Origin of the sequence: Streptosporangium sp. NPDC049376, from assembly GCF_044466505.1 — a bacterium.
Taxonomy (GTDB): domain Bacteria; phylum Actinomycetota; class Actinomycetes; order Streptosporangiales; family Streptosporangiaceae; genus Streptosporangium.
Map to the genome: position 1 here is coordinate 21,830 of NZ_JBITMT010000010.1, position 26,929 is coordinate 48,758.

Annotated in this window: 25 protein-coding genes; 13 read left to right on the forward strand and 12 right to left on the reverse strand. The window is 71.2% G+C overall.

Annotation, left to right across the window (positions count from 1 at the left end; genetic code table 11):
* Positions 1–85 precede the first annotated feature (85 nt).
* The gene (locus ACIBVQ_RS24160) at positions 86–688 is read right to left on the reverse strand and encodes a CGNR zinc finger domain-containing protein (protein WP_399180069.1); all 603 of its coding nucleotides are present in this window, start codon (positions 686–688) and stop codon (positions 86–88) included.
* A 98-nt stretch (positions 689–786) separates the two neighbouring features.
* On the opposite strand from ACIBVQ_RS24160, the gene ACIBVQ_RS24165 reads away from it, so the two are divergent.
* The 4 genes from ACIBVQ_RS24165 to ACIBVQ_RS24180 are packed head-to-tail and all read left to right on the forward strand — an operon-like array spanning position 787 to position 2,814.
* On the forward strand, positions 787–1,239 hold the full coding sequence (locus ACIBVQ_RS24165) for a VOC family protein (protein ID WP_362913740.1): 453 nt from the start codon (positions 787–789) through the stop codon (positions 1,237–1,239).
* A 10-nt stretch (positions 1,240–1,249) separates the two neighbouring features.
* Positions 1,250–2,146, forward strand: coding sequence for a pyridoxamine 5'-phosphate oxidase family protein (locus ACIBVQ_RS24170; RefSeq protein ID WP_386191831.1), 897 nt, complete (start codon positions 1,250–1,252; stop codon positions 2,144–2,146).
* A gap of 25 nt (positions 2,147–2,171) precedes the next feature.
* Positions 2,172–2,354: a ferredoxin gene (locus ACIBVQ_RS24175; protein WP_352015979.1), complete on the forward strand. Its 183-nt coding sequence runs from the start codon at positions 2,172–2,174 to the stop codon at positions 2,352–2,354.
* Between the two features lie 13 nt (positions 2,355–2,367).
* On the forward strand, positions 2,368–2,814 hold the full coding sequence (locus ACIBVQ_RS24180) for a nuclear transport factor 2 family protein (RefSeq protein WP_362913736.1): 447 nt from the start codon (positions 2,368–2,370) through the stop codon (positions 2,812–2,814).
* Here the strand turns inward: ACIBVQ_RS24180 and ACIBVQ_RS24185 are convergent.
* Complete coding sequence (locus ACIBVQ_RS24185; protein ID WP_399180072.1) at positions 2,803–3,993, reverse strand: MFS transporter; 1,191 nt, start codon at positions 3,991–3,993, stop codon at positions 2,803–2,805. The genes ACIBVQ_RS24180 and ACIBVQ_RS24185 overlap by 12 nt on opposite strands.
* Positions 3,994–4,052: 59 nt before the next feature.
* Here ACIBVQ_RS24185 and ACIBVQ_RS24190 point away from each other — a divergent pair, with 59 nt between their 5' ends.
* Complete coding sequence (locus ACIBVQ_RS24190) at positions 4,053–4,529, forward strand: winged helix-turn-helix transcriptional regulator (protein WP_399180074.1); 477 nt, start codon at positions 4,053–4,055, stop codon at positions 4,527–4,529.
* 17 nt (positions 4,530–4,546) lie between these two features.
* On the opposite strand, the gene ACIBVQ_RS24195 is transcribed toward ACIBVQ_RS24190, so the two are convergent.
* Positions 4,547–7,420 (reverse strand): AfsR/SARP family transcriptional regulator, encoded by a 2,874-nt coding sequence (locus tag ACIBVQ_RS24195; RefSeq protein ID WP_399180076.1) that lies wholly within the window; start codon positions 7,418–7,420, stop codon positions 4,547–4,549.
* Positions 7,421–7,840: 420 nt separating this feature from the next.
* Between ACIBVQ_RS24195 and ACIBVQ_RS24200 the strand changes: the two genes are divergently transcribed.
* Together ACIBVQ_RS24200 and ACIBVQ_RS24205 are read left to right on the forward strand one after the other, a co-directional pair.
* Complete coding sequence (locus ACIBVQ_RS24200; RefSeq protein WP_399180078.1) at positions 7,841–8,380, forward strand: GNAT family N-acetyltransferase; 540 nt, start codon at positions 7,841–7,843, stop codon at positions 8,378–8,380.
* Between the two features lie 15 nt (positions 8,381–8,395).
* A complete protein-coding gene (locus tag ACIBVQ_RS24205) occupies positions 8,396–8,584 on the forward strand; it encodes a hypothetical protein (RefSeq protein ID WP_399180080.1) in 189 nt (62 codons plus the stop codon).
* 151 nt (positions 8,585–8,735) lie between these two features.
* Here the strand turns inward: ACIBVQ_RS24205 and ACIBVQ_RS24210 are convergent, their stop codons facing one another.
* Together ACIBVQ_RS24210 and ACIBVQ_RS24215 are read right to left on the reverse strand one after the other, a co-directional pair.
* Positions 8,736–9,008 carry a hypothetical protein gene (locus ACIBVQ_RS24210; protein ID WP_352015973.1) on the reverse strand — a complete coding sequence of 91 codons (273 nt, stop codon included), beginning with the start codon at positions 9,006–9,008 and terminating at the stop codon, positions 8,736–8,738.
* Positions 9,009–9,500: 492 nt separating this feature from the next.
* Entirely contained in the window at positions 9,501–9,800 is a 300-nt protein-coding gene (locus ACIBVQ_RS24215) for a hypothetical protein (RefSeq protein ID WP_399180083.1), read from the reverse strand.
* Between the two features lie 176 nt (positions 9,801–9,976).
* Here ACIBVQ_RS24215 and ACIBVQ_RS24220 point away from each other — a divergent pair, with 176 nt between their 5' ends.
* Entirely contained in the window at positions 9,977–11,080 is a 1,104-nt protein-coding gene (locus tag ACIBVQ_RS24220) for a hypothetical protein (protein ID WP_399180085.1), read from the forward strand.
* Here the strand turns inward: ACIBVQ_RS24220 and ACIBVQ_RS24225 are convergent.
* On the reverse strand, positions 11,008–11,682 hold the full coding sequence (locus ACIBVQ_RS24225; RefSeq protein WP_352015969.1) for a response regulator transcription factor: 675 nt from the start codon (positions 11,680–11,682) through the stop codon (positions 11,008–11,010). The two genes, ACIBVQ_RS24220 and ACIBVQ_RS24225, sit on opposite strands and share 73 nt — an antisense overlap.
* Complete coding sequence (locus ACIBVQ_RS24230; protein ID WP_352015968.1) at positions 11,679–12,731, reverse strand: histidine kinase; 1,053 nt, start codon at positions 12,729–12,731, stop codon at positions 11,679–11,681. Before ACIBVQ_RS24230 ends, ACIBVQ_RS24225 begins: the two co-directional genes overlap by 4 nt.
* Positions 12,732–12,818: 87 nt before the next feature.
* On the opposite strand from ACIBVQ_RS24230, the gene ACIBVQ_RS24235 reads away from it, so the two are divergent.
* Positions 12,819–13,376, forward strand: a complete 558-nt coding sequence (locus ACIBVQ_RS24235) for a hypothetical protein (RefSeq protein WP_399180087.1) — start codon at positions 12,819–12,821, stop codon at positions 13,374–13,376.
* A 21-nt stretch (positions 13,377–13,397) separates the two neighbouring features.
* On the opposite strand, the gene ACIBVQ_RS24240 is transcribed toward ACIBVQ_RS24235, so the two are convergent.
* A complete protein-coding gene (locus tag ACIBVQ_RS24240; protein ID WP_352015966.1) occupies positions 13,398–13,793 on the reverse strand; it encodes a DUF6069 family protein in 396 nt (131 codons plus the stop codon).
* Between the two features lie 131 nt (positions 13,794–13,924).
* Between ACIBVQ_RS24240 and ACIBVQ_RS24245 the strand changes: the two genes are divergently transcribed.
* A complete protein-coding gene (locus ACIBVQ_RS24245) occupies positions 13,925–15,073 on the forward strand; it encodes a histidine kinase (protein WP_352015965.1) in 1,149 nt (382 codons plus the stop codon).
* A complete protein-coding gene (locus ACIBVQ_RS24250; RefSeq protein WP_399180090.1) occupies positions 15,061–15,714 on the forward strand; it encodes a response regulator in 654 nt (217 codons plus the stop codon). The genes ACIBVQ_RS24245 and ACIBVQ_RS24250 overlap by 13 nt, the downstream gene beginning before the upstream one ends.
* On the opposite strand, the gene ACIBVQ_RS24255 is transcribed toward ACIBVQ_RS24250, so the two are convergent.
* Positions 15,707–16,864, reverse strand: coding sequence for an NAD(P)/FAD-dependent oxidoreductase (locus ACIBVQ_RS24255; RefSeq protein WP_399180092.1), 1,158 nt, complete (start codon positions 16,862–16,864; stop codon positions 15,707–15,709). The two genes, ACIBVQ_RS24250 and ACIBVQ_RS24255, sit on opposite strands and share 8 nt — an antisense overlap.
* Positions 16,865–17,002: 138 nt before the next feature.
* Here ACIBVQ_RS24255 and sigJ point away from each other — a divergent pair, with 138 nt between their 5' ends.
* Positions 17,003–17,923, forward strand: a complete 921-nt coding sequence (gene sigJ, locus ACIBVQ_RS24260) for an RNA polymerase sigma factor SigJ (protein WP_399180094.1) — start codon at positions 17,003–17,005, stop codon at positions 17,921–17,923.
* Here the strand turns inward: sigJ and ACIBVQ_RS24265 are convergent.
* Positions 17,908–18,144 (reverse strand): hypothetical protein, encoded by a 237-nt coding sequence (locus ACIBVQ_RS24265; protein WP_399180096.1) that lies wholly within the window; start codon positions 18,142–18,144, stop codon positions 17,908–17,910. The two genes, sigJ and ACIBVQ_RS24265, sit on opposite strands and share 16 nt — an antisense overlap.
* 80 nt (positions 18,145–18,224) lie before the next feature.
* Positions 18,225–19,109, reverse strand: a complete 885-nt coding sequence (locus tag ACIBVQ_RS24270; RefSeq protein WP_362778351.1) for an NAD(P)H-binding protein — start codon at positions 19,107–19,109, stop codon at positions 18,225–18,227.
* A 102-nt stretch (positions 19,110–19,211) separates the two neighbouring features.
* Between ACIBVQ_RS24270 and ACIBVQ_RS24275 the strand changes: the two genes are divergently transcribed.
* Positions 19,212–20,117, forward strand: a complete 906-nt coding sequence (locus ACIBVQ_RS24275; RefSeq protein WP_399180098.1) for a LysR family transcriptional regulator — start codon at positions 19,212–19,214, stop codon at positions 20,115–20,117.
* Between the two features lie 60 nt (positions 20,118–20,177).
* On the opposite strand, the gene ACIBVQ_RS24280 is transcribed toward ACIBVQ_RS24275, so the two are convergent.
* Positions 20,178–26,660 carry an RHS repeat-associated core domain-containing protein gene (locus ACIBVQ_RS24280; RefSeq protein ID WP_399180100.1) on the reverse strand — a complete coding sequence of 2,161 codons (6,483 nt, stop codon included), beginning with the start codon at positions 26,658–26,660 and terminating at the stop codon, positions 20,178–20,180.
* Positions 26,661–26,929 lie beyond the last annotated feature (269 nt).

Sequence of the window (26,929 nt, forward strand, 5' to 3'; positions counted from 1 at the left end):
AAGGCCCGATTCGAGTCGGCCGATCGTCCGGGGATCGGGCGTACTTTCGGCTGAACCGGCGGCGTGGAGGGCACTCGCGCGCCGATCAGTCGTCGTCCCCCTTCCGGACCCTGGCGTAGTGCCGGGCCGCTCGCGCCCGGTTGCCGCAGCCGGGTGAGCACCACTCGCGCCGCGGGGTGTCGCGGACGAAGTGCAGCACACAGCCCGGACCGTGGCAGGCGCGAAGCTGACGGCGCGACGGCCCGGCGAACAGGTCGGCGGCCTCCTCGGCCAGCGCGGCGAACACGGCGGCGACGGGACGGCCCTCGAAGCGCACCACCGTGTGCGGCTCGGGAGCGGTGCGCAGCTCACGCCAGCGGGGGGTCCGGCCCGCGTGCCGGTTGAGGGTCGCGACCGCGTCCGGATCAAGGTCGCGGCCGTCCACGGTCGCGGCGGAGAGTGCCCCGATGGCGTCCCTCAGCTCCCTGGCCAGGCACAGGTCACGGTCGGTCACGCCGTGGATGTCGGCGTCGGTGAGGTCGACCGCGAGGCGCGGGCGCATGTCGCGCAGCCACGCGCCCAGGTGCTCGACGCTTCGCAGACCGTCCTTGGGACGGCCTCTCACGGCGTACGCGGTGTTGCCCAGCTCGACGGGCGGCGGTTCGCCGAGGAGCGGAGCGCCACCGCTCACGAGGTCTGCCACTTTCACCCTTCTAACGGTACATCCCGGTTGACAGCGTTAGAGACACCCGGCATATTCTAATGGCGTCAGAGGAATTGAACCGTTAGAAAAGTTGGAGGCATCCCATGAGCACACCGGCCCTGCGAACCGGGCACGTCGGCCTGAACGTGACCGACCTGACGCGCTCCGTCGCCTTCTACCGTCAGGTCTTCGGCTTCGAGGTCCTGGACGAGCGGAGTGACGGCGAGCGCAGATTCGCCTTCCTCGGCCGCGAGGGAACCCTGATGGTCACCTTGTGGCAGCAGAGCGGCGGCGTCTTCCCCGTCGACCGGCCCGGCCTGCACCACCTGTCGTTCCAGGTGCCCGACATCGAGGCCGTCCGTCGTGCCGAGGCCACCCTGCGCGAGCTCGGCGTGCGGCCGGTCCACGACGGGGTCGTCCCGCACGGCGAGGGGGCGTCCTCCGGCGGTGTGTTCTTCACCGATCCGGACGGCATCCGCCTGGAGATCTACGCGCCGAGCGGCGCCGACACCGCGCCGGCGCCTACCCAAGGTGCCCCGACCTGCGGTTTCTTCTAGGAGGATCGCCATGTTCCACCAAGGCGAACACGTGGTGCAGCGCCACGCCGGGGTGACCGCCGACGGCTGGGGATCCGCCGGTGTGGGGACGAGCATCCCGCCGGTGGCCGCGGAGTTCCTCGGTCTGCAGCGTCTGGTGGTGCTCTCGGCCCCCGACGAGACAGGCGCGGCATGGGTCACGATGCTCACCGGCCCGCCCGGATTCACCACCGCCGCCGACGACCGCACCGTCGCGGTCGACCGGTTGCCCGGGACCGGCGATCCCCTCGAAGGCCTCTTCGACGGCCTTCCCGGCACCGGGCGGCAGGTGGGGATGCTCGCGATCGAGCCCGCCACCCGGAGACGGATGCGCGTCAACGGCCGGGGCCGCCGGCACGGGGACCGGCTCCTGATACACACCGAGCAGGTGTACTCCAACTGCCCGAAATACCTACAAACCCGTACCTATGTCGAAGACTCGTTCCCGGCGCGCGGGACAGCGCTCGTCACCGAGGAGCTCACCGCCGGGCAGCGGCGGTGGATCGCCGCGGCCGACACGTTCTTCGTCGGCACGTACGCGGCGGGGCTGGGGGCCGACGCGTCGCATCGCGGCGGTAACCCCGGCTTCGTCACGGTGACCGGCGGCCGCCGGCTGACCTGGCCCGACTATGTCGGCAACTCGATGTACATGACGTTGGGCAACCTCGAACTCGAACCGCGCTGCGGGCTGCTGTTCCCCGACTGGGAGAACGGCAGGACCCTGCATCTGACGGGCCGGGCCCGGGTCGACTGGGACCCTGACCGTGCGACCGCCGTACCGGGTGCGCAACGGCTGGTCGATTTCGACGTCGAGCGAGCCGTCGAGATCACCGGTGGTCTCCCCCAGCGGTGGTCCTTCGGCGGACACTCCCGTTTCAACCCCGCCTGAGACCCCTTACCGCTGAAGGAGAACCATGCGCGTCCGTGTCGACATGACCCTGTGCCAGACCCACGCCCAGTGCGTGTTCGCCGCCCCGGAGGTGTTCACCCTCGACGACAACGACGAACTGGTGTACGACGCCGCGCCCGCCGACGCGTCGTGGCCCGCCGTTGAGCAGGCGGCCCGCGCCTGCCCCGTGCAGGCCATAATCCTCTGATCAGGGAGTACTCATGACCCGTCCACCCGTCCCGCCCTTCACCTCGGAGACCGCCCGCGCCAAGGTCCAGGCCGCGGAGGACGCCTGGAACACCCGCGACCCGCGGCGCGTGGCACTCGCCTACACACCCGGCTCGGTCTGGCGTAACCGCGACGAGTTCGTCACCGGCCGGGATGAGATCATCGCCTTCCTGACCCGCAAGTGGGCGAAGGAACTCGGCTACGCGCTCCGCAAGGAGCTCTGGGCGTTCACCGGCGACCGGATCGCCGTACGGTTCCAGTACGAATGGCACGACACCGACGGGCGGTGGTGGCGCAGCCACGGCAACGAGCTCTGGGAGTTCGACGCCGAAGGACTGATGCGACGACGCGAGGCGAGCGTCAACGACCTTCGGATCACCGCGGACCAGCGACGTATCCTCGGTCCGCGCCGACCCGGCGAACAGGACCTATGGCGTTGACCGCGCTCGCGCCGGGGTGGTGAGACGCCGGGTCGAGAGGGCGGTGAGGAGTCCGAGCGCGGCGTAGCAGGCACCGAACAGGCTCGCGGCCGGCCATCCCGCGACGCTGTGGGCCCAGGTCGTGGTGACCGCGCCGAGCGCGGAGCCGAGGGAGTAGAAGACCATGTAGGCGCCGATGACACCGCTGCCGCGGTCGGGGTGGGCGGTGGTGAGCAGGTGCTGGCTGCTGACGTGCACGGCCTGTACGGCGAAGTCCAGGACGACGACGCCGACGACCAGCAGCCACAGCGACGTCCCCGCCTGGGCGATCAGCAGCCAGGAGGCGGTGAGCAGGGCCAGCGACCAGCCGGTGACCGAGGACGCCAGGCCCCGGTCGGCCCATCGGCCGGTCCTGGCCGCGCCCAGCGCCCCGGCGAGGCCCGCGAGCCCGAACAGGCCGATCTCGGTGGTGCCGAGACGCCACGGCGCGGCACCGAGCGGGAGCGCCAGCCCGCTCCACAGCGTGCCGAAGGAGGCGAACAGGAAGAACGCGACCAGTCCACGGCTGAGCAGGAGCCGGTCGCCGACGACCAACCGCCCCAGCGACGCGAGCAGCGGGCCGTACCGGACCCGGGGGCGGCGGGTCTCGGCCCCGAGGGTGAGCCGGACGGCGAACGCGAGCGTCACACAGAGCCCCGCGATCACGAGGTAGGCCGTACGCCAGTCGGCCAGCTCGCCCAGCGTGCCCGAGAGCACGCGCACGCCGAGGATCCCGACGACCACGCCCGAGGTGACCGTCCCGATGTCGCGGCCACGTTCGCCGGCCGGTGAGACGGCGGCGACGTAGGCCACCGTGGTCTGGACGACCACGGCGAACAGCCCGGCCAGGGCCAGTCCCGCGATCGCGACGCCGCCGTTGGGCGCGGTCGCGGCCACCCCGGCGCCCACCGCCGTGAGCAGCAGGTGCGCGGTGATGAGGCCGCGGCGGTCGAACAGGTCACCGAGCGGGACCAGCAGCACCAGTCCCGCGAGGTAGCCGATCTGCCCGGCGGCGGCCAGCCGGCCCAACGCCCCTTCCCCGAGCCCGAGGTCCTCGCCCGCGGCCTCAAGGACGGGCTGGATGCCGTAGACGGCCGACACCGCCACCGCGCACACCAGCGCGAGCACGGTCCGCTGCCTTCCGGTCAGTCCTGACGACATGCCACCCCCAAAAGGTTTCAAAATGCAACCTATCCAGATTGGGGCATAATGGTTTCAGATTGCAACTCATCGTGGAGGGGCCGGTGGACGTCACACCCGCTGCGGGAAACGCCTGGACAGACCCGGCCTGCCCGGTCGCACGGACCGTCGACCTGGTGGGCGACCGGTGGAGCCTGCTGATCGTCCGCGACGCGATGGACGGGGCGACGACCTTCACCGAGTTCCGCCGGCGGCTCGGGATCGCCCGCAACATCCTCACCGACCGGCTCCGCAGGCTCGTCGAGTACGGCATCCTCGACCGGAGCGCCGCAACCGACGGCAGACGGCACACCTACCGGCTCACCGAGGCCGGGCAGGACCTCTTCACGACCGTCGTCGCCCTCCGCCAGTGGGGTGAGCGCCACGCCTTCGCCCCGGACGAGCCGCGCTCCTTCCTCGTCGACGAACGTGGGCGGGAGCTCGCCCGTCTCCGTCCGCTCAGCCAGGACGGCACACCGCTCTCGGCGGGAACGTCACACGTCAGGAAGACCGGCTGAGCCCGGCGGTCACCGGCTCACCGGTGGCCGGGGAGCGTCGCCCGCGTTCCGCGGTCTCCCTGGGCGTCTCCGACCAGCTCGCGGGCCATCGCGGTCACGTCGTCCCTGCTCAGAGCCTGACCGGCGGCGAGGGCCCGGCGGAAGTCGTCCTCAGGAAGCGCCGAGCGTACGGCGGCGACGTTACGCCGGCCGTCCACCGGGTCCATGATCTCGGGGGAGTAACCGACCCGGCCGCCGATGGCCTGCACCGCGCCGAGCAGCATGGCGCCCTCCTTCGCCCTCCCCGCCATACCGAGCGCGCCGCCCAGCACGTGCACGACGGCCAGCCAGCTGGTGACGTCGAGGCTCCGATCGAGCTGGACGACGGCGTGCGCGGCCTGCCGGATCGCCCGCTCCGCTTCGCCCAGGTCCATGGACACCTTCGCGGCGATCCACCACGCCGAGATGGACGCCCAGTCGTGCCCGCACAGGTCGCTGATGTCCGCGGCCTGGATGAGCTGTGTGGCGGCGAGCGGGAAGTTCCCCGTCGCCCTGGTGATCTGACCGCGGATCATCATCATCTCCGCCTCGACCCATGGCAGACCGACGGCCGGGACGAGCCGGGCCGCCTCCTGGATCAGCTCCTGCGCCAGCGCCGAGTCGCCGGTGAGCTGCTGGAAGTAGGCTCGGTACGGCAGGCTGCGGGCGAGGATCTCGATCTCACCGGACCGCTCCGCCGCCTCCGAGGCGTGGACGGCGTCGTTGTTGCCGCCCACGGCGTCGCCCACGAGGTAGCGCAGCATCGCCCGGCCAAGCAGTGCCTGCCCGCGCCCCTGGTGATCGGGACCGGCGGCGTCGAGCGTCCTGGTCAGCCAGCTGATTCCCTCGTGCGCGTACCCGGTGCGATACCAGTACCACGACAGGGCGCAGGCGAGCCGCAGGGCGCGGTCGACGTCACCCGTGACCATGGCGTGGCCCAGCGCCGCCCGCATGTTGGCCTGTTCGTGCTGGAGTCGGCGCATCCAGGTGTCGGCGTCGAGCGACCTCAGCCGCCGGCTCGCCGTCTCGGCCAGCTCCGTCGCCCAGGCGAGGTGCCGGTCCGCCCAACGACCCGCCTCGTCGCCGGTCAGCAGGCGCCCCGCGTACTGCCTGATCGTCTCCAGGATCCGGTAGCGCCGGGGAGTGCCCTCGGTCTCGGACCTGACCAGCGACTTGGAGATCAGGGCACTCAGGTTCGGCAGTATCCGGGACCGGTCGGTCAGCCACTGGGCCGCCTCCAGGTCGAATCCCCCCTCGAAGAGGGCGAGGCGGCCCAGGAGTTCCCGCTCGTCCTCGGTGAGAAGGCGGACGCTCCACTCGATCACCGCTTCCAGGTCGCGGTGCCGTGCCGGGGCCGTACGGGATGTCGTGGCGAGCAGGCCGAACCGGTCGGCGAGGCCGTCGGTGATCTGTTCCAGTGACAGGACGCGCGTCTGCGCGGCGGCCAGTTCGATCGCCAGTGGCAGTCCGTCGAGGTCGCGGCAGATCTCCGCCATGAGCTCCCGCTCCGAATGGCGGGGCTGCCAGCCCGGCCGCAGGGCCGTGGCCCGTTCGACGAACAGTTCGACGCCGGGGCCTTCGGGGTCCAGCGGCGGGATCTCCCAGGTGACCTCTCCCGTGATCGCCAGCGCCTCCCGGCTCGTGGCCAGCAGCCGCAGGTGCGGGCAGCGCGACAGCACCATCTCGGCCAGGGCGGCCACGCCCTCCACCAGGTGCTCGCAGTTGTCGAGGACGAGCAGGACCTCCCGGTCACCGATGATCGTGATCAGTTCCTCGGCGCCCCTGACGAACGGCGCCCCCATCGCGGCGCCGACGAGGCTGGGCAGGAGTGCCAGGTCGGTCAGGTCGGCCAGGAGCACCGCCCACGGCCCCTCGCCCGAGCCGTACCGCCTGGCCGCCTCGAACGCGGTGCGTGTCTTGCCCGCCCCGCCGGGCCCGGTGATCGTCACCAGTCGATGGGCCCCGAGCAGGTCCCCGACGGCCGCCACGTCGTCGTCTCGGCCGATCAGCCTGGTCAGCGGTGTGGGGACCCGGATGCCCGGCGTCGAGTCCGGCAGCGGCCGTGTCACGACGGAACGCGAGTCCGACGGTGAAACGTTCTCGTCCAGCGCCGAATCCTGGTTCAGGATCGCGGACTCCATGGCACGCAGCGCGGGGCCGGGATCGACTCCCAGTTCCTCCAGCAGATGGTCACGGGCGGTGCGCAGCGCGCCCAGCGCGTCACTCTGCCGTCCGGTCCGGTAGAGGGCGAGTGCGAGCAGTTCCCAGGCGCGTTCGGCCAGGGAGTCCTCGCGGACCAGCGCCTCAAGCTCGACGACGGCCGAGGTCGCCGCTCCGGCGGCGATCAGAGCGAAGGCGTGGTTCTGGCGGGCCTCAAGCCGGGCGCTCTCCAGCCGGGCGATCTCGGCCGCCACCACCTCGCTGTCCCGCAGGTCGAGGTAGGCGGGGCCCCGCCAGAGGGAGAGCGCGGCCGACAGGTCCTCCACCGCGGCCGCGGGATCGCTGTCCAGCGCCCGGGCGCCGCGTTCGGCGAGTGAGACGAACCATTCGGCGTCCACCGACTCCGGACGTGCGCGGAGCACGTACCCGGGGCCCTGCCGGTCCACGATCCCGTGTACCGCCCTGGGAGGCCGGTCCGGCTCGATCGCCCGGCGGAGGTTGGTCACGTAGGAGTGCATGGTGGCGACGGCGGTTTTGGGGACGTCCTTGTTCCACAGGGCGTCGATGACGCGGTCGACGGAGACGACCTTGCCCTGGGCGACGAGCAGTGTGGCGAGCAGGGTCTTCAGCCGGGGGGCGAGATCCAGTTCGACGCCTTTCCGCGTCACGGTCAGCGGACCAAGGACGGAGAACCGGATATCGGAGCTCGTCACGTCTACACCGACCGTTCCCATGCGCCGTTCCTAAATTACGCAGAATATTGGCATTTATACCTTGCTTCCCTGCCGTACGCACGGGTGGCCCACGTCCCCGGCGAAGGTCGGCGCATGAGTCTTCCCAGTTGGACGGCGTGGTGGGGGGAAACGAGGGCGACTGCCGCGTGCCCTTCCACGTCCACGGCCCAGGACCGAAAAGAAGGCGCCCGCCGGGGCGTCCCACATCCGCGGAACCGACCTGCCCGGGGGCGACCTCCTGGACCGGCTCTCCCCCTGGGCACGCGGGACGGCGAGCCTGGACGGACGGTGCCGCCGGGTCCGGGGCGCCCGTCGACGTCCGTCGACACAGCGCCGGAAAAATCACTACAAAGTATGCTGTCCGCACGTGGAAGACCACGACCAAGGCAGGTGCCTCGCATGGGCAACACACGGCTTGTCTCAGTGGAGGACGCACCCTCACTGGTGGAACGACTGAGAGAGAACCGCGACTTCCTGGCCCCGTGGGAACCCACCCGCGACGACGACTTCTTCACCGTCGCCACACAGCGCGACCTCCTCGAAACGGCGCTCAGGGCGTACTCCGACGGCACGATGCTCCCGCTCGCGATCCTCGACGACGCCGGAACACTCGTCGGCAGGCTCACCGTCAGCGGCATCACCCGGGGCGCCTTCCAGTCGGGCAGCGTCGGTTACTGGGTCAGCAGGACCCACAACGGCCGGGGAATCGCCACCAGGGCCGTGGCCGAGACCAAGGAGATCGCCTTCACAGAACTGGGGCTGCACCGCCTCCAGGCTGAGACGCTCATCCACAACACGGCATCCCAGCGCGTCCTGAAGCGCAACGGATTCGTTCCCTACGGAATCGCTCCGCAGTACCTCAAAATCGCCGGAAAATGGCAGGAACACGTTCTCTACCAGGTCCTGAACCAGGCGCCTGAGAAAGCCGGAGGCCGGTGAGGTCGCGTGCGACCGATGGATCCGGCCGAGTCTGGCGTGGACGACCGCACCGACCCCGAACCCGGCTGTGCCCTCGGCAAGGGTCTCTCCTTCACGGAGACGCACGAGAACGAGCAGAGCTTGGCGGCCGGGGTCGATGCGGCGCCAGAGAGAACCGGTCGCCGGGCGGTGGCGACCGGTCAGGCCGGACGACGTCTGATGTGACGACGAAAGCCCGGCACGATATGAAAACGGCCGAAAGCAGCCGGCGCAAAGATTGATCTTGGTCGACGACTGACGATCAGACGCGACTCACCACGCCGCGTCCACACCCTGCGGCTTCAGGCCGAAAAGGCCCAGCCGAAAAGGCTCGGGGTCAATAGGGGAGATGAACGTCAAGGTAGTAGGTGCCGATCCCGCCGTAACACCCGTCCACCCAGTAGTTCACCAACTGGTATCCCCGCTTGTCCTCGTTGCACTGGTCCCAGCTGTTGTACCAGTAACGCTCCCAGTGGCCCTCTTCACTGACATTCGCCGTCGGTGCCGAACCGCTGTTCGCCTGGGCGGCCTGGGCGGCCGTTCCCCACAGGGTGACCGCAGTGGCCGCGACCACACCGATCGTGGAGATCTTTCGTGCGACGCGAATCATGTCGCCACCTTCCTCTGACAGCCGTACGGGGGGAGGAGCCGCACCGCACCGTGAAATGCGAGGTGGATCCTCCCTGGCGGATGCGATGGACCAAAGACTTTCACGGAACCCACACCGGGCCGTGAGCGGGCGAACTGCCAACATCAGCAGGTTTCCTGCCACGAAAATCGAGAGCACCACGGTGGACAGGAAACGCTTTCACGCTTACTGGAGTGCGGCCGAGAACCAGGGCGCGGACATTGTCCAGGAGCTCACGAAGGCCCATCTTCCTGGCGGCTACTCGGTTGAGGTTCCCGCATCCCGGCGATGACTCCACCCGGCTGAGACCACGGCGGCCCTCACTTTCCCTCCTCGGGGACCAGGTCGAAGCGGCCGTCGACGAGTGCCGTGATCGCGGCTTCCATGTGGGCGCGGGTGACCTGGTCGATCACGATGAGGTTGGGCTCCCTGAAGGCGGCGTGGAGCGGCGCGGAACCTGCGAAGGCCGGGGGCTCATCTGACGCGGCCTCGGCGCCGGGGCAGAGGAGGGAGTTCGCCTATCGGGGCCACCGTGTGTCCTTCATCGGCCGTGCAGCGCCATACGGCGGTCTCGTTCTCCGCTTCGGTGTACAGACCCCGGTCGTGCACCGGGCAGACGGGCCACGCCCTCCAGATCACCTCCATGATCGCCTCCTGGGCGGCGTCGGCCACGTTCAGGACTCCCCCGGCTCCGGGCGGGATGCCGTTGCCCTGGAAGGCGCCGTCGAACTCCACCCACGCCATGCCCATGGAGTCCCAGTCGGGGATGACCATGCGGAGCGTCCCGGTGACCCCAGGTCTGACGTAACTCGTCGGGATCCATGCCGCAGTGTCCCCCCGCCCCGGTGATCGCGGCAACGGGTATACGCCCTCCCCCACGTGGGGGAGGCTCCTCCGTCCGCCGACGACCAGGCTCGGGGCCGGTGGGTTCCGGATCGGGAGGATGAGCAATGCGCCGGTTGTCGGCATCGGTGGTTTCCCTGGTCACGCTGGCGGTAGCGGCCCTGTGGTGGTTCGTCCCCGGCGGTTATCCGTACGGCGCGGCCAGCAGGGTCACGGTTGGCTTCAACCACTGGATCGAACGCGACGTGGGCGTTGGCCTGCTGGTGGCCTCCGGGGTGCTGGGGGTGCTGCTGGCGCTGGGCATCCGGTCCCGGCCGAAACTTGTCGGTGTGGGCGCCGCGGCGCAGAGTGTCTTCTTCCTCCTGGTCATGTCAGACGCGTCCGTACTGTCGTCCATCGGCTACCTCCTGGTCCCGGTCGTCTTCCTGGCAGTGGGAGCGCTGGTGGTCGTGGGGTGCGTACGGCGGCGACCCGTCGCGTACGTGACGGCGGTCCTGCTCCTGACCGGGCTGGTGCTGGGGCTGACCACGACCGACGTGATCTCGCGCTACCTGACCAACCTCGCCGTCGGGTTCGGCGTGTACGGCGGGCGGATCGCCTGGTCGTGGGTGATGGCGGCCATCACGGTCGGGTGGGCGTGGCTGGCGTACGGATCGTTCGCCCATGAGCGTGGGACGGCGAACCCGAGGTGGGGGAAGACCGTCACGATCCTGACCGCCTGCTGCGGCGTGCCGTACGCGCTGGCACGGTTGTCCTGGGTGACGCCGTGGCCGTTGGGCGGTTACGACCCGAGGACCGGCCGCATCGAGTTCCTCGTCTCGGCGAACATCGACGCGGCCACCCGGCTTCAGGGGTTCACGATCGGCATGGGTTCGGTCCTGTCCGTCGTTCTGACGCTGGGCCTGATCAGCCGCTGGGGCGAGGTCTTCCCCCGGTGGGTGCCCCGGGTCGGTGGGCGGCCCGTCCCGGTGGTGCTGGCCGTCGGTCCCGGCCTTTTCGCGACCGTCGTCCTGTGCGTCTCGGCCCCGGGGGTGCTGGCCGGGGCCGTGCAGAGCGGCTCGGCACTGGACGGTGTCCTGTTCGTCCTGTTGTTCCCGTGCCCCGTCTGGGGACCGCTGATGGGCGCCGCACTGCTGGCCTACTCACGGCGGCGTAGCGCGCCGCCACGGGAGTCGGCGAGGGTACCCGCGAAGATCAGGCCGAGTTCGTAGGCGAGAACGGCCGCCTGGGTGCGGTCCCGGGCGCCGAGCTTGTCCAGGACGTTGCCGACGTGCGTCTTGACCGTCTCCCTCGTCACGCGCAACGCCGCCGCGATCTCCATGTTGTTCTCCCCGAGCGAGATGTGCCGCAGAACGTCCAGCTCACGGGGGGTCAACTCGACCGGAACGCGGCGCCTGGCCGTACTGACGTGGGGGGAGGCGATGCGGCGCAGCGCGTCGGGGAAGAGGACGGCGTCGCGCGAGTGCACCAGCCGTACGGCCTCGACCAGTTCGTGGACGGGGGCGCGTTTGAGCACGTAGCCCGCGGCACCGGCACGCAGCGCACCCCAGACGAGCTGGTCGTTCTCGAACGTGGTGACCACGACGACGCGGGTCGCCGGGGAGCGGTGAACGAGTTCCTGGGTCGCGGCCAGGCCGTCCATGCGGGGCATCCGGACGTCCATCAGCACGACGTCCGCACCGACGCCCGCCTCGACGGCCTCCCGGCCGTCGGCGGCCTCGGCCACCACCTCGATGTCGTCGTGGAGGGAGAGGATGGTCGCCCATCCCGAACGGATCAGCTTCTCGTCGTCGGCCAGGACGACCCGGATCACAGCGGCAGCCTCGCCTGGACGCGCCACGTCTCGCCCTCCTCCTCCCAGGCGCACGTCCCACCGGCGAGGCGGGCCCGCATGCGCATACCGGTCAGGCCGCGTCCCTGTTCACCGGCGGTTCCCGTGGTCGTGTTCCTCACGGTCAGGACCAGGTCGGCACCGACGGTGACGTCAACGGTGACCGGGCCGTCGCCGTGGCGCAGGGCGTTGGTGAGCGCCTCCCTGAGGATGGCGTAGGCCGTACGCGAGACCGGGGCGGGCACCCTGCCGAGGTCGGCGACGTTCGTCCGCACGTCAAGACCCCGGGTGAGCGTGCCGAGTTCCTCCAGCGTGGGACCCTCGGCGGTTGTGCCGTCGTCGAGCACGGTCAGCAACACGTCGAGGTCCTGCTGGGCGTGTCGGGCGATGTCCGTCAGATGGCCGAGCGACCGCGCGACGAGTGCGGGCTCGGTCCGCCCCAGCGCCACCTCGGCGGCCATGGCCTGCACCAGGACGACGCTGAGAGCGTGGCCGACGGAGTCGTGCAACTCCAGGGCGAGGGTCTGGCGGCGGCCGAGTTCGTCGATCACCTGTGACGGCTCGGCGCGCAGCAGACGACGCGCCGCCCAACGCTGGCCGAACCCCGCGGCGACCATCGCGGCCAGTACGGCGACGGCCAGCGCGAGCGCCTCGGGCAGGTCACCGGACGCCCGCCGTGACCCGAACGACGGCAGCAGGGCGGGAGACAGCGCCAGCGCGCCGGCGCTGAGCGTGGCGCCGCCGTACAGGTGCAGGCTGGTCAGGACGACCAGGTAGACGCGGTCGGCCCGCCTGGGCACGGTGACGTCGAGCAGTTCCGACAGGGCGGTCACCTCAAGGCGCCGCATCAGCGGTGTCATGGCGAGCAGCACCGCGGCGGGCAGGCACGCGGCCCACAGCACCACCAGACGTCCCGGTGTCGGTTCGGCCAGGATCAGCAGGCCGAGCACCACGGCGACCGGGGTGAGCAGCGCGGCGCCGAGCAGTTGGTAGATCCCGGCCCGCAGGGCCGTGACGATGGGGCGCCTCACGGGGACCGACGTTAGCCGACCGGTCTCCGGGCGACCTCCCCCACCTGGGGGAGGTCGTCCGGCCTGGCCGTTCATAGCGTGAGCGGCATGACGAGAACCGACGCGCCACCGGCCGGTGGCCCGACGCGCGCCATGTGGAGAGCGGCCCACACCCCGGTGGCCGGGGTTCCCCGCTGGGCGCGGATCACCGCCTACGCCGTGCCGTTCACGGTGCTGCCGTCCGGCCTCTGGCGGCTGCCCATCGTGTTCGACGGCGGGGTCGGCGTCGGCGAACGAGCGTACGTCGTCCTGCTGTCGATCGTGTCGGAACTGGTGGCGTTCACGGCGGTCGGACTGGTCGCCGCCTGGGGTGAACGGTTCCCGCGCTGGGTCCCGGGGTTGCGTGGCCGGGGAATACCGAGACTGTTCGTCATCGTCCCGGCGGCCCTCGGCGCCGTGGTCCTGACGACCGTGTGGACGATCACCTTCGTCACCCACTTCGCCGGAGTCACCCTGCGCGGCGAGCCGATCCCCTCGGCCTTCCCCACCGAGGCGGGCGGCTGGGAGGCCGCGACCTTCTACGTCTGCTACCTGCCGTTGCTGCTGTGGGGACCCCTGCTCGGCGTCACCGCGTACGCCTACCACCGGCGCCGCAGGAACCGGTGAGAGCACGACCGGGCCACCGGTTCATCCCCGTTCCTCCCCGGGAGCCCGGCCCAGGCCCACGACGATGACGGCGCCGACGACCAGGTGCATCAGGAGCAGCACGAGCATGGTCCCGCCGCCGACGGAGCTGCCCAGCGGGCCGAGGAACGACAGCAGCCACACGGTCACCGCGACGATCGTCCAGGTACGGCGCGGCCGGGAGACCCGGCGCCGGAGGAGGGCCAGGAGCGCCCAGCCGGCGAGCCCGGCCACCAGACCGGCCACGACCACCGGCACCGGGCCCAGAGTCTGTGTTTCCTCGCCCATCCGTACGGTCACCCTCGTCCCGCTCACGGGAACCGCCAGGATCCAGACGGCCAGGGCGGCGACGGGGGCGACGAGCACGGTGCTGAGGTGTCTTCCACCGGAGATGTTCATGCCGAGGAGGATGGCCCGGCCGGGTGGTCCGCCACATCCGGCGCGTGGCCGCCTCCGGCCCTCCCCCGGCAGGGCCGGGGTCCTCCTTTGGTAGGTGACGGCGTCGCCGTACCCGTGGTTAGCCTGAGCCGATGAGCGAGATGTTGTCCCCGTGGTCGGCGGCGGTCGCCGGTGTGGTCCTCGGGATCGGAGCGCTCACCGGCGCGACGCTGTGGGGGTTGAGCGGCGGGGCCCTGATGTGGCTGGACGTCGCGGTCGCGGTGGCGAGCCTGGTCGCGGCGCTCGCCCAGCTGTGGTGGCCGGTCCCCGGGGCGCTCGCCGCCACGCTCCTGGCCGCGGTCTCCCCCACGGGGACGCCCGCGGCGACGATGGGCGCGCTGCAGGTGGCCCAGCGCGGGCGTTTTCCCCTCGCCGCCGGGGTGGCGGTCGCGGGTGCCGCGGCCCATCTGGTCCAGGGCCTGTGGCGGCCCAGTTCCGGCATCTCCCTGGGCTGGTGGCTGCTGCTGATCTGTTCCTCGTACGGCGCGCTCCTCGGCTGGGGGACGCTGGCCCGCTCCCACCGCGCCCTGCTCGCCTCGTTGCGTGAACGCGCCCACCGCGCCGAGGCCGAACAGGGCAGGAAGGTCGCCGAGGCGCGGACGGCCGAGCGCCGCAAGCTCGCCAGGGAGATGCACGACGTGCTGGCCCACCGCCTCTCGCTGGTGGCCACCCACGCCGGGGCGTTGGAGTATCGTCCCGACTCCTCCCCCGAGCGGCTCTCCCGGGCCGCCGGGGTGGTCCGCTCCGGGGTGCACCAGGCGCTTGAGGAGTTGCGCCAGGTCATCGGCCTGCTGCGTGAGGAGGACGACTCCTCGGACGACCTCCCGGGCGGGCTCTCGGACAGGCGGGAGCCCTGGCCCACGCTGGCCGACCTGCCGAGGCTGGCCGACGAGGCGCGGCAGGCGGGCCAGAGCGTGTACCTCAGCGACGAGACCGCCGGTGACGTGCCGCCCGCCGTCGGGAGGACCGGCTACCGCGTCGTCCAGGAGGGGCTGACCAACGCCCGCAAGCACGCCCCCGGCCGGCCGGTCGAGGTGTCGCTGGACGGTTCCCCGGGAACCCGCCTGACGATCACCGTCACCAACCCGCTGCCCTCCCCGGACGCGCCCCCGGCCCCGCCCGGTGGCGGCGTCGGCCTGGTCGGGCTCACCGAGCGGGTACGACTGGCGGGCGGGCGGCTCGACCACCACGAGAGCGACGGGCGGTTCCTGCTCCGGGCGTGGTTACCATGGCCCGCGTGATTCGTGTGCTCCTGGTCGACGACGACGCCCTGGTCCGCGCCGGATTGTCCATGATGCTGGACGGCGCCGCGGGCATAACCGTCGTCGGTGAGGCGGCCGACGGCATGCAGGCGATCACCGAGACCGACGCCCACGCCCCCGACGTCGTCCTGATGGACCTGCGGATGCCCCGGGTGGACGGCATCACCGCCACCCGCCGGTTACGCGCCAGGACGCGCCCGCCGGAGGTGATCGTGCTGACGACCTTCGACACCGACGAGAACATCCTGCACGCGCTGCGCGCGGGCGCCGGCGGGTTCCTGCTCAAGGACACCCCACCCGCGCTGATCGTCGAGGCGATCACCCGGGTCGCGGCGGGTGATCCGATCCTGTCGCCGGGCGTCACCCGGCGGCTGGTGGAGCGCACGCTCACCCATGCCGACTCCTACGAACGGGCCCGTGCCACGTTGGCCACCTTGACCCCGCGCGAGCACGAGGTGGCCCTCGCGATCGCGCGGGGCCGGTCGAACGCCGACATCGCCGCCGAACTCGCCATGGGCGTCACGACGGTGAAGAGCCACGTCTCCAGCATCCTCACCAAGCTCGGTCTGGACAACCGCACCCAGATCGCGCTTCTCGCCCACGACGCGGGTCTCATCTGAGGGCGGCGTCGCCCCGTGGGCCGCCCTTGAACCAGGTCGCGGAACCCGGCCTGCGGGCCTCGCGGCGGATCCTCGACATCGCGAACCTGCAGGTGAACTCCTTGTACATCGCCGCCACCCGGCCGTCGAAGTAGAGGTTCGTCGCGGTGTCGTCCTTGCGGGCGAACTGCCGGACACCCGCGTGGCGGCCGAGGCTGACGCACGACCCGACGAAGGCCAGGTCGATCAACGCCGGGGCGGCCCCCGCGACGCGGCTCAGCACCGTGTCGGCGGCCCGCGCCCCGAGCGGCCCGGCGGCCTGGCAGCTCATCCGCAGCGGCTGTCCCGATGGGGCCGCGGCGTCCCCGGCGGCGACGACACGCTCGTCGTCGAGGCTGGTCAGCGTCTCGTCGGTGAGCAACCGGCCGAGCGCGTCGGTGCGCAGCCCGCTCGCGGCGGCCAGACCCGGCACGCCGAAACCGGCCGCCCAGATGGTCAGCGCGCTCGCGCGCACCCCGCCGTCGTCGAAGACGACCGCGTCCCGCCGTACCTCGCGCACCGTGGCCCCCTCGATCACCGCCACGCCGTGCCGCGTCAGCCATCTTGCCGTTGACCTGCGGCCCGGCTCGCTCAGTGAGGGCGCCAGCGTCCTGCCGCACACCAGCGTGACCTTCCGTCCCTGTTCGGCGAGTTCGGCGGCCGTCTCGACGCCGGTCAGGCCGCCACCGACCACGGTGACCGGGGCGTCCGGGGCCAACTCCTCCAGACCGGCGCGCAGCCGTCGTGCGGACTCCAGTTCGGCGACGTCGAAGGCGTGCTCGGCCGCGCCGGGCACCGAGGCCGGGATCGCCCCGGTGCTGCCGACCGCGTAGACGACGTGGTCGTAGTCCAGCGCCTCGCCCGAGGCCAGCCGTACCGTGCGGGTGGCCGTTTCGATGCGGGTGGCGCTGTCGACGACCAGCCGGACGCCCTCGCCGAGCAGTGTGTCGTAGCCCGCCGTGGCCTCGCCGGTACCGGCCACGAGCTGGTGCAGCCGGATCCGCTCGACGAACTCCGGGCGGGGGTTGACCAGCGTGATGTCGATGCCGGGGTGCGCACGCAGACGGTTGGCCGCGAGCGTGCCCGCGTAGCCGCCTCCGATGACGACGACCCGGTGGGAAGGTGTGGACATGGGGAGGTTTCCCTTCTCGATTCCTGACCTGCCCCGTCCGACAGCGTGGAGGCCCGATGTGTGAGGACCTCACAGTTCGCCACGCTGTCCTGTCGGACGGATGAGGGCGGAGACGAACGAAGGGGGTGCGGAGGCACCATGGCCATTCCGTCGGAACCGGTTGATCCCGGCCTGAGCGTGATCATGGGTGAACGGCGTCAGCTGATCAATCTGGCGTACCGGATGCTGGGTTCCCTGGCCGACGCGGAGGACGTCGTCCAGGAGACCTACGCCCGCTGGTACGCCATGTCCCGGCCGGAGCAGGACGCCATCGTGTCGCCGGGGGCCTGGCTGACCAGGGTCGCCAGCCGGATCTGTCTCAACGTGCTCTCCTCGGCGCGGGTCCGGCGGGAGACCTACGTGGGTGAGTGGGTTCCCGAGCCGCTGCCCGAACCCACGGAGTGGACCAGCGTCGATCCGGCGGACCGGGTCACCCTGGACGAGTCGGTCAACATGGCCTTCCTCGTTGTGCTTGAGTCGATGACCCCGGCCGAACGGGTGGCGTTCATCCTGCACGACGTCTTCCGCTACGCCTTCGCCGAAGTGGCCGAGATCGTCGGCCGTACCCCGGCGGCCTGCCGCCAGCTCGCCTCGTCGGCCCGCCGTCGCATCCGCGACGCGCACACCCCCGCGGCCCCGGCCTCCCGGCAGGCCCGGATCGTCAAGGACTTCAAGCACGCCCTGGAGGCCGGGGACGTCACCGCCCTCATCGGTCTTCTCGACCCCGGCGCCACGGTGACCAGCGACGGCGGCGGCCTGGTCAGGGCCGCGCTTCACCCGGTCGAGGGTGCCGAGCGGATCGTGCGCTCCCTGCTCCGCCTCCGGGACAGGTTCCACGGCCAGACGCTCCTCGAACGCACGGTCAACGGCCAGCCGGGCCTGGTCGCCCAAGAGGACGGCGTCACCATGACGGTCTTCGCGTTCGAGATCACGGACCACCGGATCACCCACATCTGGGCCGTCCGCAACCCCGACAAGCTCCGGCCGTGGGGCGTGGACATCGCTCAGGAGGGAAGGTGATCCCGGCGTTCGTGTTCTCGGGGAGCAGGAAGTATCCGATGGGGGTCGAAGCGGGCGACCCGCACCCCCTCGGGTGCGTTGTCACCGCACCAGGCCAGGACGATGAGGGGATGCCCCTGGGGGTCGACACTGATTCCGGCCGTCCCGACCACGCGGGGCGTGCAGCCCGTAACGCTCATGACCCCGATGACCAGCAGGACGATTCCACATAAGCGCCGCATGATCGCACCGTAGGTCTCCCTGGGTGGAGATCGGCGCCCTCCTCATGAACCGTGATCGGAATGCCTCCCGGCCGTAGTGCTCAGGCGAGGACGGCGGGGCTGAGCACCTCCTGGCACCACTGACGGAAGCCGGTGGGGGAACCGCCCCCCGAGGCACGGGACACTCCGTTGTCGAGACCGGCCTCCTTGGCCCGCATCATGTCGAGCATGCTCCGGGCCACGGCCTCGGTCATCCCGAAGCCGACCAGCCTGGCCCTGAAGTCCTCGTCCGGGACCCGCTGGAAGCGGACCGGGCGGCCCAGCACCTCGGACATGATCCGCGCCATGTCGTCGTGGGAGAGGTCCTCCGGGCCGAGCACCGGGACCTCCTCGACACCGGTCCAGGTGTCGTCGCGCAGCAGTTCCGCGGCGACCGCGGCGATGTCGCCGGTCGAGCAGGTCGGAGCCCTGAGGTCCCCGGAGACCGGCGCGGTGAACACGCCCCGGTCCCTGATCGTTTCGGCCTGGCGCAACAGGTTGTCCATGAACGAGGGCAGCGCCAGGGCCCGGTAGGCGACGCCCGTGCTCGCGATCAGGTCGTCCAGGGCGAGCGTCGCGGTCACGTGACCGGCCTTGCCGGCCATCGCCGTACCCCGGCCCAGGGCGGAGACGCCGACCACCCGCGCGACCCCCTGGGCCGTGAACGCCTCGCAGGCCGGGCGGCTGAAGTCGAGGTAGGCGGCCTCGACGCTCTCGGCCCGGGGGTTGGGCGGTACCAGCCAGAAGACGGCGTCGGCTCCTGCGAAGGCCTTGGTGACCACGTCGAGGTCGCGGTGCGAGCCCTCGACGACCTCCACGCGCTCGCGTGCCCCGGCGGGCAGGCGGGCGGCGTCACGGACGATCACGCGGACGTGCTCACCTTCGGCCAGCAGGCGGCCGAGGACCTGTCGGCCGATCTGACCGGTGGGCGCGGTGACGACGATCATGGAAGCTCCATGGAAGGGTTGGTTGAGGGAACGCCGCCCAGTCAACCGGGGGCCGCACCGAAGCTGAAGGACCGATCTTGTGGCGATTGATACCTTACGAGTATGAATGACCTTGAAGTCCGTCAGCTCCGGTATTTCGTGGCCGTCGCGGAGGAGCTGCACTTCGGGCGCGCGGCGGAGCGGCTCGGTATGGCGCAACCGCCGTTGTCCAGGATGATCCGGAACCTGGAGCGGCAGCTGGGTGTGTCGCTGCTGACGCGCTCCACCCGCCGGGTCGCGCTGACCTCGGCGGGCGAGGTCCTGCTCCGCGACGCCAGGACCGCGCTCGACGCGGTCACCGCCGCCGGACGACGAGCCAGGAACGCCGGTCGGCCCGAGCCCGAGCTGCGGCTGGCGTTGAAGGCCGACTACGACGGCGGGCTGCTGCCGCTGATCCTCACCCGCTACCGGGAGGAGGCCGCGGCCCTGCCGGTGCGGCTCGTGCTGGGCGGGCGGGGAGGGCAGGCGCCCGCGCTGCGCGACGGCCGCGCGGACGTCGCGCTGCTGCCCATCCCCTTCGACGACCACGGTCTCGACGTGGAACCGCTGCTGACCGAACCCCGGCTGGTCGCCCTGGCCGCGGCCGATCCGCTGGCCGCCCGCCCCCGCCTGCGGCTGGCCGACCTGTCCGACCGGATCCTGCCCGACGGGACCCCTGCCGACCGGGAGGATCTCCCGCCCGTTCCCGGCGACGACGACCGGCGACCGCGCGGGGCGGTGGCCGGGCCCAGGTCGAGGACCCTGGACCTGGCCCAGATCTTCAATCTGATCGAGGTGGGAAGCATCGTCTGGTTCCCACCCGCCTCGGTCGTCCGGCGCCATCCGCGCCCCGGCGTCGTCTACCGGCCCGTCGAGGACCTCCCGCCGCTCACCCTCGTCCTGGCCTGGCCGAGGGAGTCGCGGTCACCGGCCGTCGCCGCCTTCGTCCGTACGGCCACAGCCGTCGCGGCCGGTCCCGCAGGACCGTGACGCCCCGGCCAGGGTCCCTCCCGGCCCTGTGGGACCGGGAGGGACGTCGGAGGTGACCGGTCACCGGCCGCCGGGCAGCGTGAACCAGTACCTTCCGAAGGTCGCCGACGTCACGACGCCCACCCCCGTCGGCGGGGGCAGACTCACGACGCCGAGCTCGAAGGCATGCTGACTCGGGTCGGCCACGGAGGCAACCCCGGCGGCGGCGACCCCGAACAGGCGGTGGGCGGGCACCGCGATCCCGGCGCTCGCGGCCTCGCCCTGGACGAAGCCGTTGACCGACGCGGGGTCGTTGGCGCCGTTCGTCCAGCCCAGCCGTGCGCTCCCGCCGAAGCCGGGAGTGCCCAGGCTGCCACGTGGTTCGTTGACGGTCACCTGGCCGTACCTGGTAAGCGTGAGCCCCGCCGTTCCCCCGGCTCCGCCCATACGGCCGGTGGGCACGATCGCCGTGTAGTCGACCGAGATGTAGTCGGGAGTGAGGTCGTGCCCCATCTGCTTCAGGATGTGGTTCGAGGGGGGAAGTATGTTGGCCCAGGCGCCCTCCCATGCGCAGTTGAAGAGGCCGTCGACGCAGAAGGGCGCCGGCTCCGAATTGTCGATCTTCCGGTCCCAGCCCATCGGGGCGACCTCGTACTCCTGGCAGGGCCGGGCACCGCACGGACCACCGTTCAGAGGCGACATGTTGTCGCCGCGCGGGCGGGCGCCCTGCGGCCCCCAGTCCGCGTTGTCCGCGGTGGGACACGGCCTGGCACCGCACGGACCGCCCTTGAAGCCGGGGTTGTAGGGCGGGTTGTAGTCGTGCGCCGGGTTGTGGGCGCGGTTCTGGTGGGCGCCTCCCTTGCCGTCGCTGCACTCGCCGTCGGGGCACGAGCGGTGGATCAGCCCGTCGGGGTCGGTGAAGGAGAGCGGGTTGTTGTTGGCGTAGGTGTAGCCGTTGACCTGCTGGGAGTCCTTGATGTCGATGAGCGGGTCCACCGAGATGAACCGGCCCATGGCCGGGTCGTACTCCCGGGCGCCGAGGTGGGTCAGCCCGGTCTCGTCCATGGTCCCGCCGACGAACCCCTTGTTCATGGAGGTCGGCCACGTCCCGGTGAGGCCGCGCGCCTCGCCGAACGGGGTCATGCGGCGTACGGCGACCGCCTGGGTGTCGGTGTTGGCGATGACGTTGCCCGCGGTGCCGTGCTGGTCGCCGCTGAGCCAGCTGACGGTCGTCGAGGTGTTCCCCGAACGGGTGGCGACGACCTGTCCGCCGTGGGAGTAGTAGCGGGTGCCGGTCTTGGCCCCGCCCGAGGTGGTGTAACGCAGCTCCTGTCCCGGCAGGTACAGCGTGGCCCCGGCCGGGTCACGCTGGACCAGCCGGCCGCCGTCGGCGTCGTAGACGTAGCCGGTCGTGCCGGTGCCGTCCTGCACGGAGGTCAGGCGGCCCTCCCTGTCCCAGGTCATGGTCTGGGTCCCGGCGGCCGACGAACGGGTCTTCATGTTGCCCGAGGCGTCGTAGGTGTGGGCGGTCGAGCTCGTGCCCACGCCGTCGGTGGTCGAGGAGGCGCTCAGCCGGTGCGCGCCGTCCGGCACGGTGTAGGTGGTGACGGCGTCGCCGGAGGTGGTGCCGTGCTTGACCATCTGTGTCCGGTTGCCGATGTCGTCGTAGGTGTAGGACTGCCAGTACGGGTTCGTCCCGCCGACCACCCCGGCGCTGACCGTCTGCGCGCACGTCGTGGACGTCTGCGTCCACGCCTGTTCGAGCCTGCGCAGGAAGTCGACGCCGAAGCACTGGGTGTCGCCGCCGGCCAGGTCCGACATCCGGGTGACGTTGCCCCCGGCGTCGTAGGCGAGACTCAGCTCGGAGACGACGGCGGGAGAGCTCTCCTTCACGGTCTTGATCGTCTCCAGGCGCCGGGTGTCGCTCTCGTAGACGCGGGAGATGTCGGCGGTCCTGCCCGCGTTGTTCCTCAGCTTGATCTTGGAGACCTCGCCGAAGCTGGTGTGGTCGGTCCCCGTCACGTAGCTGCCGCCCATGGTGGTGCCGAGCGTGGTCGGCAGGTCCAGCGCGTCGTAGCCGTGGCTCAGCTCCTCCTGGCCGAGGGTGCCGACGGCGGGCAGGCGGGTGGTCCTGGGCAGGCCGTTGGGCCAGTAGGTGTTGACGTAGGTGTAGGTGTTGTTCAGGCCCGTCTGCGCGGCCGGGATGCCGTAGACCACCTGGGTCGGCTGGTAGCCGACGGTGTACCCGGTGATCGTCTTGGTGTACTGGTCGGTGCCGTCGTACCTGGTCGACTTCGAGAGCTGTCCCTTGGCGACCGTGTCGTAGATCCATTCGGCACGCTTGTCGCCGGTGACCGAGTCGTCCCTGACGGTCGTCCTACGTCCGAGGGCGTCGTAGGTGAAGGCGGTGACCTGGCCGCTCGCGTTGGTCGCGGTGACCAGGTCACCGGCGTCGTCGTAGGTCTTGGTGACCGTCCCGATGTCGGGGTCGGTGCTGCCGACCAGGCGACCGCGCAGGTCGTAGGTGTAGAGCCACTCGTTGCCCTCGGCGTCGGTCGTCTTGGCGAGCCTGCCCTTGTTGTCGAAGGCGTACGACGTCCTGATGAATCCGGCCGCGCTGCCCGCGACGTTCCCGGTGCGGTACTGACGCGTCTCGACGACCCGTCCGGCCGCGTCCTTCACCGACGAGGTGACGACGCCGCCCGCCGGCGGGGTGACGTCCTCACGGTCGCCGCCGTAGCCGAACACCGTGCGCCAGCGCTCGTCCACCCCTCCCGGGCTGGCGGGCGCCTCGTCCACCAGGTGCACCTGGGCGCTCGTACGGCCCGCGGCGTCGAAGAGGGTGTACTCGGCCGAGGGGACGTCCTGCGCGGGCACGACGAGCGTCGGGCCGGGCGCGGCGTCGGCGAGGTAGGGGTTGTGCGTCTTGAGGACGCGTCCGGCCGAGTCGTAGAAGGTGTCGGTCACGACCACGTGGTCGGCCGTGCCCGCCGCGTCGGCGCTCTGCGTCTGCCGCTGACGCATCAGGCTGTCGTAGAAGGCGTAGGAGGTGATGTAGTCGCCCGCGTGGTTGAGCTTCCTGCTGGTCACCACGATCGGCCCGGTGTCGCTCACCTGGTAGGCGTGGCCGATCGACGGCTTGTCGGCGTTGGACGCCCTGTCGTTGCCCGGCAGCCACACCGCGGTCAACCGGCCGAGGCCGTCGTGGGCCAGGGCGGTCACCCGGCCGTTGGCGTCGGTCGTGGTCCGGGGAAGGCCGAGGGCGGGGTCGAGGACGGTGACGGTCGTCCAGCCGAGCGGGCCGGTGACCGTCTTCCCGGTGAGCGGCGCGCCCGAGGCGGGCGTGTACGCGGTCGTGACGGTGGCGCCGCGCGCGTCGGTCTCGGTCAGCACCCGCCCGTAGGCGTCGTAGGTGACCTTCCTGTCGGTCACGTACGACCAGGTGGACCCGGTGAGGGCCTTGACCGACTCGACCAGGGTGACGTCGCCCTTGGTCGGGGCGGGCGCGCCCTCCCAGGCCGTGGCGCCGTCGTAGGCGGTGCGCACGTCGGTGATCAGGTCCGTCTCGGTCACCGTGCCCGCGGTCACCTTGGCCTTGGCCGTGGCGCAGTCCAGCGCGAAGCTGCGCACGCGCGAGACCCGGTCGACCAGCCAGATGCCGGCGTTGCGGGTGTACTCGGTGGTGGAGCACTCCTCGTCGCCGGTGACCGCGTCGTCCCCCTTGTCCTCGGCCCACACCGGCATGCCGTAGGCGTCGAACTCGGTGGAGGAGGTGGTCGTACGGGGTGCCCTGCCGCCGTCCCTGGTGGTGCGGGTGTAGGTGGCGCCGTTGCCGACGAGGCGGGCGTGGACCGTCGAGCCGTCGATCGTACGGCTGGCGGTCGGGTCCGACTGCCAGGGCCGGTAGACCGTGGCCCCGATCTCCACGCCGTTGACGTCGCGGGAGACGACCTCGCGGACCATGCCGGCGAAGGCGTCCTCGTCGGCCGTCGCGGGGGCGCCGCCCGCGGCGGGCATCGTCACCGACCGGGTCCCCGAGGGCAGCCGGTCGCCGTTCATCCCCCGGAAGTAGCGGGTCTCCTCCAGGACGCGGGTGGGTCCCTCACCGGTGGTCCTGGTGACCAGGCCGTAGCCGCGCCACACCGACCAGGTCTTGTCGTCGTCCTGGAGCAGGCCGTCCTCGTCGGTGTAGTGCCAGGCGGGGGCTCCGCCGTACGTGAAGCCGGTGATCGTCCGGGGGGAGGAGCCGGTCGCCTCGGCCTGGGTGACCTGGGACACCACGTACTTGTGGAAGAAGTCGGTGATGGGTTCGGTGTGGCCGGACGGCGTCCACTTGACCGGGTAGCACCGCAGGCCGTGGTCGTGCAGGTTGTCCAGGGCGGGCGTCCTGGTGCCCGCGACGCAGTCGGCGCCGGCGTAGGTGACGTCGATCGTGCTCCCGGTCTCCGTCTTGATCGCACCGATCCGGTACCTGTTCATCGCCGGGTACTGGTCGCCCGCGGTGTCGACGCGGTTGGGCAGCAGCTTGGGGGTGAACCGCACCTTGGGCAGCGTCACCGCCGAGCCGGTCTCGGTGCTCGCCCGGCCGGTGTGGGTGATGGTGTTCAGCCACAGCACGGGGGTGACCGAGGTGCCCGAGCCCCGGTCGTCGGGGTCGGGGAAGGTGTGGTCGAAGGTCCACGACTCCACGTCACGCCAGGCGGACCCGGCGGTGTTCCACACCTGGGTGGTGACGGTCGAGAGCCGCTTGGTCGTCCAGAAGGTCGGGGAGATCTGCTGCGGCTTGCACGGGGAGGCGGTGCACTCCTGGTCGAAGGGAACATCCGGCCAGTGGGCGGCGTCCTTGGTCCCGCAGTCGGCCAGGCAGCGGTCGGCCGTGCCGAGCACCACCCGCGTCTGCGGGGCGTCGTCCAGGCCGCGCGTGCCGTACTCGATCTTCTCCGGGTAGCCCGCCCTGTCGTAGTCGGCGGCGTCCGTCGTGGTGGAGTTGCGGCTGTAGCGGTTGGTCTCCTTGGCGTAGGAGACGCGCATCGTGTTGCCGTGGGTGTCGACCACGTAGTCGAGCTGCCAGCGGAAGGCCTGACGGCAGCTCGACGCGGCGAAGGTGCTCTGGTGGCACGCCTCCCCGTCGTGGTTGCCGAAGACCGGCACGCTCAGCGTGGACTGCGAGCCCGCGCGTCCGCCGAACCAGTACTGGGTGCCGCCGGTGTCGGTGGCGACCCACCACTCCCCGTTGTCGTCGCCGTTGGTCGCGCCGGTGCGCCGCTCGACCTTCAGGCCGTCGTCGTCGCGCAGGTGCCAGCGGTCGCCGTTCCTGATCAGCTCACCGGAGTGGCCGGGCAGTGACAGCGTCGCGTTGTCGGTGACCCAGCACAGGTCACCGGTCTCGGCCTGGTTGTTAGCGCCGTTCTCCATGTCCTTGGAGCAGGCGCCGTAGCGGCGTTCGATGAAGCCGGGGTTCCAGTCGAAGCCCTCCCCGACCCAGGAGGGCTGGGTGTTGGCCGCGGCCATGAGGCCGTCCACGCGTGCCGAGGAGTACGACAGCGTGAGCTGCGGCTCGGGTCCGCCGAGGCCGGGCGGCACCCGCATCGGGTAGGACCAGGTGAAGTCGCCGCTGTTGCCGCCGGTGTTCCACGTCGACGACGGGGTGAGCGAGGTGGCGGCGTAGTCCCCGGTGGGACCGGAGGAGTCGGCGGCGAGCATGACCAGCCCGGTGGCGTTCACCTGGGCGCTGACCGTGCCCTTGTCCCTGTCCACGGTTGAGGGCAGCTCGACGGGGCCGCACCCGGAAGCCGTCCCGGTCGGGGCCGCGTCGGGGGTCGGGGAGACGGCCGGGGAGTCGGGGGGCTGCAGGGGCAGGGAGCCGGGGGTGGGGGTGAGGGTGGGGATGGGCCCGGTCGGGGCGGGGATGGGGGCCCTGGACCCGGTGCCCGCGGGGACGGGAGTCTCGGGCGGTGTGGGAGTGGAGGCGGCGGTGTGCTCGGGAGCGGGGGAGGCCGTGTGCGCGGGGGTGAGAACGCACGTGGAGACGCTCCACAGCCGCAGCCGGGAGGCCCAGTCGCCGCCGACGGCCGAGGCCATGCCCCGGTAGTCCACGGTGAGCCGCACCTTGTCTTCGGCACCCTGAACCTTGTCGGTACGGGTCAGGCGCAGCGTCAGGGCGTCACGGCTCTGCCCGACCGAGAGGTTCTCCACCCGCACGGTCGCCGGGCCGTGGCCGGCCGTGGCCGCGAGCCACACCGGCAGCCCGCCCGCGCGCACCGCCGTACCGCCGTCGGCGCTCCTGCCCGCCGCACCGTCCGGTACGGCGGGCAGGACGACGTCGGCGCTCTCCCGCCCGGGCCACACGGGCCGCTCGGGTCTCCACGCCTTGACCTTGGGCACCTTGCCCGGCGTCGGTGGTTCGAACCGTTTCACCTTCACCGCGCGTTCTCGTGGGGGTCCGGTGGTGGCGGCCGAGGCGACCCCTCCGACCTCACCGGCGACAAGGGACGCGGCCAGCATGGTCGTCATCACCGTCGTCATCACCGCCGCGCCGACCAGTTTTCGGTTTCGTTTCCGCATAGGGACGTTCCTCGCCATGGGAGAAAGTGGCACTTTTCCGCCGACCGCACCTGATGGGCTTTATGCGCGAAAAGCCGCCTAACCAGGTGAAAAATAATTGCACTTCTCTTATCTCCACATCGCCGGAAATCTGCCATTTTTGGCTGGTTTACTGCCATTTTTGGCAGCGCGGCGACCCTGACGAGATGCCGACGGCTACAGTCCAGCCCGGCAAGATCTACTCGGATAGGGGAAAACGGTGGCGGCACTTCGGCGGTCGGCCGTACTCG

Coding starts and splice junctions, on each gene's coding strand:
- ACIBVQ_RS24180 (WP_362913736.1), top strand. CDS start 2,368: ATGACCCGTCCACCCGTCCCGCCCTTCACCTCGGAGACCGCCCGCGCC.
- ACIBVQ_RS24220 (WP_399180085.1), top strand. CDS start 9,977: ATGCGCCGGTTGTCGGCATCGGTGGTTTCCCTGGTCACGCTGGCGGTA.
- ACIBVQ_RS24205 (WP_399180080.1), top strand. CDS start 8,396: ATGGATCCGGCCGAGTCTGGCGTGGACGACCGCACCGACCCCGAACCC.
- ACIBVQ_RS24270 (WP_362778351.1), bottom strand. CDS start 19,109: ATGATCGTCGTCACCGCGCCCACCGGTCAGATCGGCCGACAGGTCCTC.
- ACIBVQ_RS24275 (WP_399180098.1), top strand. CDS start 19,212: ATGAATGACCTTGAAGTCCGTCAGCTCCGGTATTTCGTGGCCGTCGCG.
- ACIBVQ_RS24185 (WP_399180072.1), bottom strand. CDS start 3,993: ATGTCGTCAGGACTGACCGGAAGGCAGCGGACCGTGCTCGCGCTGGTG.
- ACIBVQ_RS24245 (WP_352015965.1), top strand. CDS start 13,925: ATGAGCGAGATGTTGTCCCCGTGGTCGGCGGCGGTCGCCGGTGTGGTC.
- ACIBVQ_RS24165 (WP_362913740.1), top strand. CDS start 787: ATGAGCACACCGGCCCTGCGAACCGGGCACGTCGGCCTGAACGTGACC.
- ACIBVQ_RS24175 (WP_352015979.1), top strand. CDS start 2,172: ATGCGCGTCCGTGTCGACATGACCCTGTGCCAGACCCACGCCCAGTGC.
- ACIBVQ_RS24255 (WP_399180092.1), bottom strand. CDS start 16,864: ATGTCCACACCTTCCCACCGGGTCGTCGTCATCGGAGGCGGCTACGCG.
- ACIBVQ_RS24215 (WP_399180083.1), bottom strand. CDS start 9,800: ATGGTCATCCCCGACTGGGACTCCATGGGCATGGCGTGGGTGGAGTTC.
- sigJ (WP_399180094.1), top strand. CDS start 17,003: ATGGCCATTCCGTCGGAACCGGTTGATCCCGGCCTGAGCGTGATCATG.
- ACIBVQ_RS24170 (WP_386191831.1), top strand. CDS start 1,250: ATGTTCCACCAAGGCGAACACGTGGTGCAGCGCCACGCCGGGGTGACC.
- ACIBVQ_RS24280 (WP_399180100.1), bottom strand. CDS start 26,660: ATGCGGAAACGAAACCGAAAACTGGTCGGCGCGGCGGTGATGACGACG.
- ACIBVQ_RS24250 (WP_399180090.1), top strand. CDS start 15,061: ATGGCCCGCGTGATTCGTGTGCTCCTGGTCGACGACGACGCCCTGGTC.
- ACIBVQ_RS24210 (WP_352015973.1), bottom strand. CDS start 9,008: ATGATTCGCGTCGCACGAAAGATCTCCACGATCGGTGTGGTCGCGGCC.
- ACIBVQ_RS24265 (WP_399180096.1), bottom strand. CDS start 18,144: ATGCGGCGCTTATGTGGAATCGTCCTGCTGGTCATCGGGGTCATGAGC.
- ACIBVQ_RS24240 (WP_352015966.1), bottom strand. CDS start 13,793: ATGAACATCTCCGGTGGAAGACACCTCAGCACCGTGCTCGTCGCCCCC.
- ACIBVQ_RS24235 (WP_399180087.1), top strand. CDS start 12,819: ATGACGAGAACCGACGCGCCACCGGCCGGTGGCCCGACGCGCGCCATG.
- ACIBVQ_RS24200 (WP_399180078.1), top strand. CDS start 7,841: ATGGGCAACACACGGCTTGTCTCAGTGGAGGACGCACCCTCACTGGTG.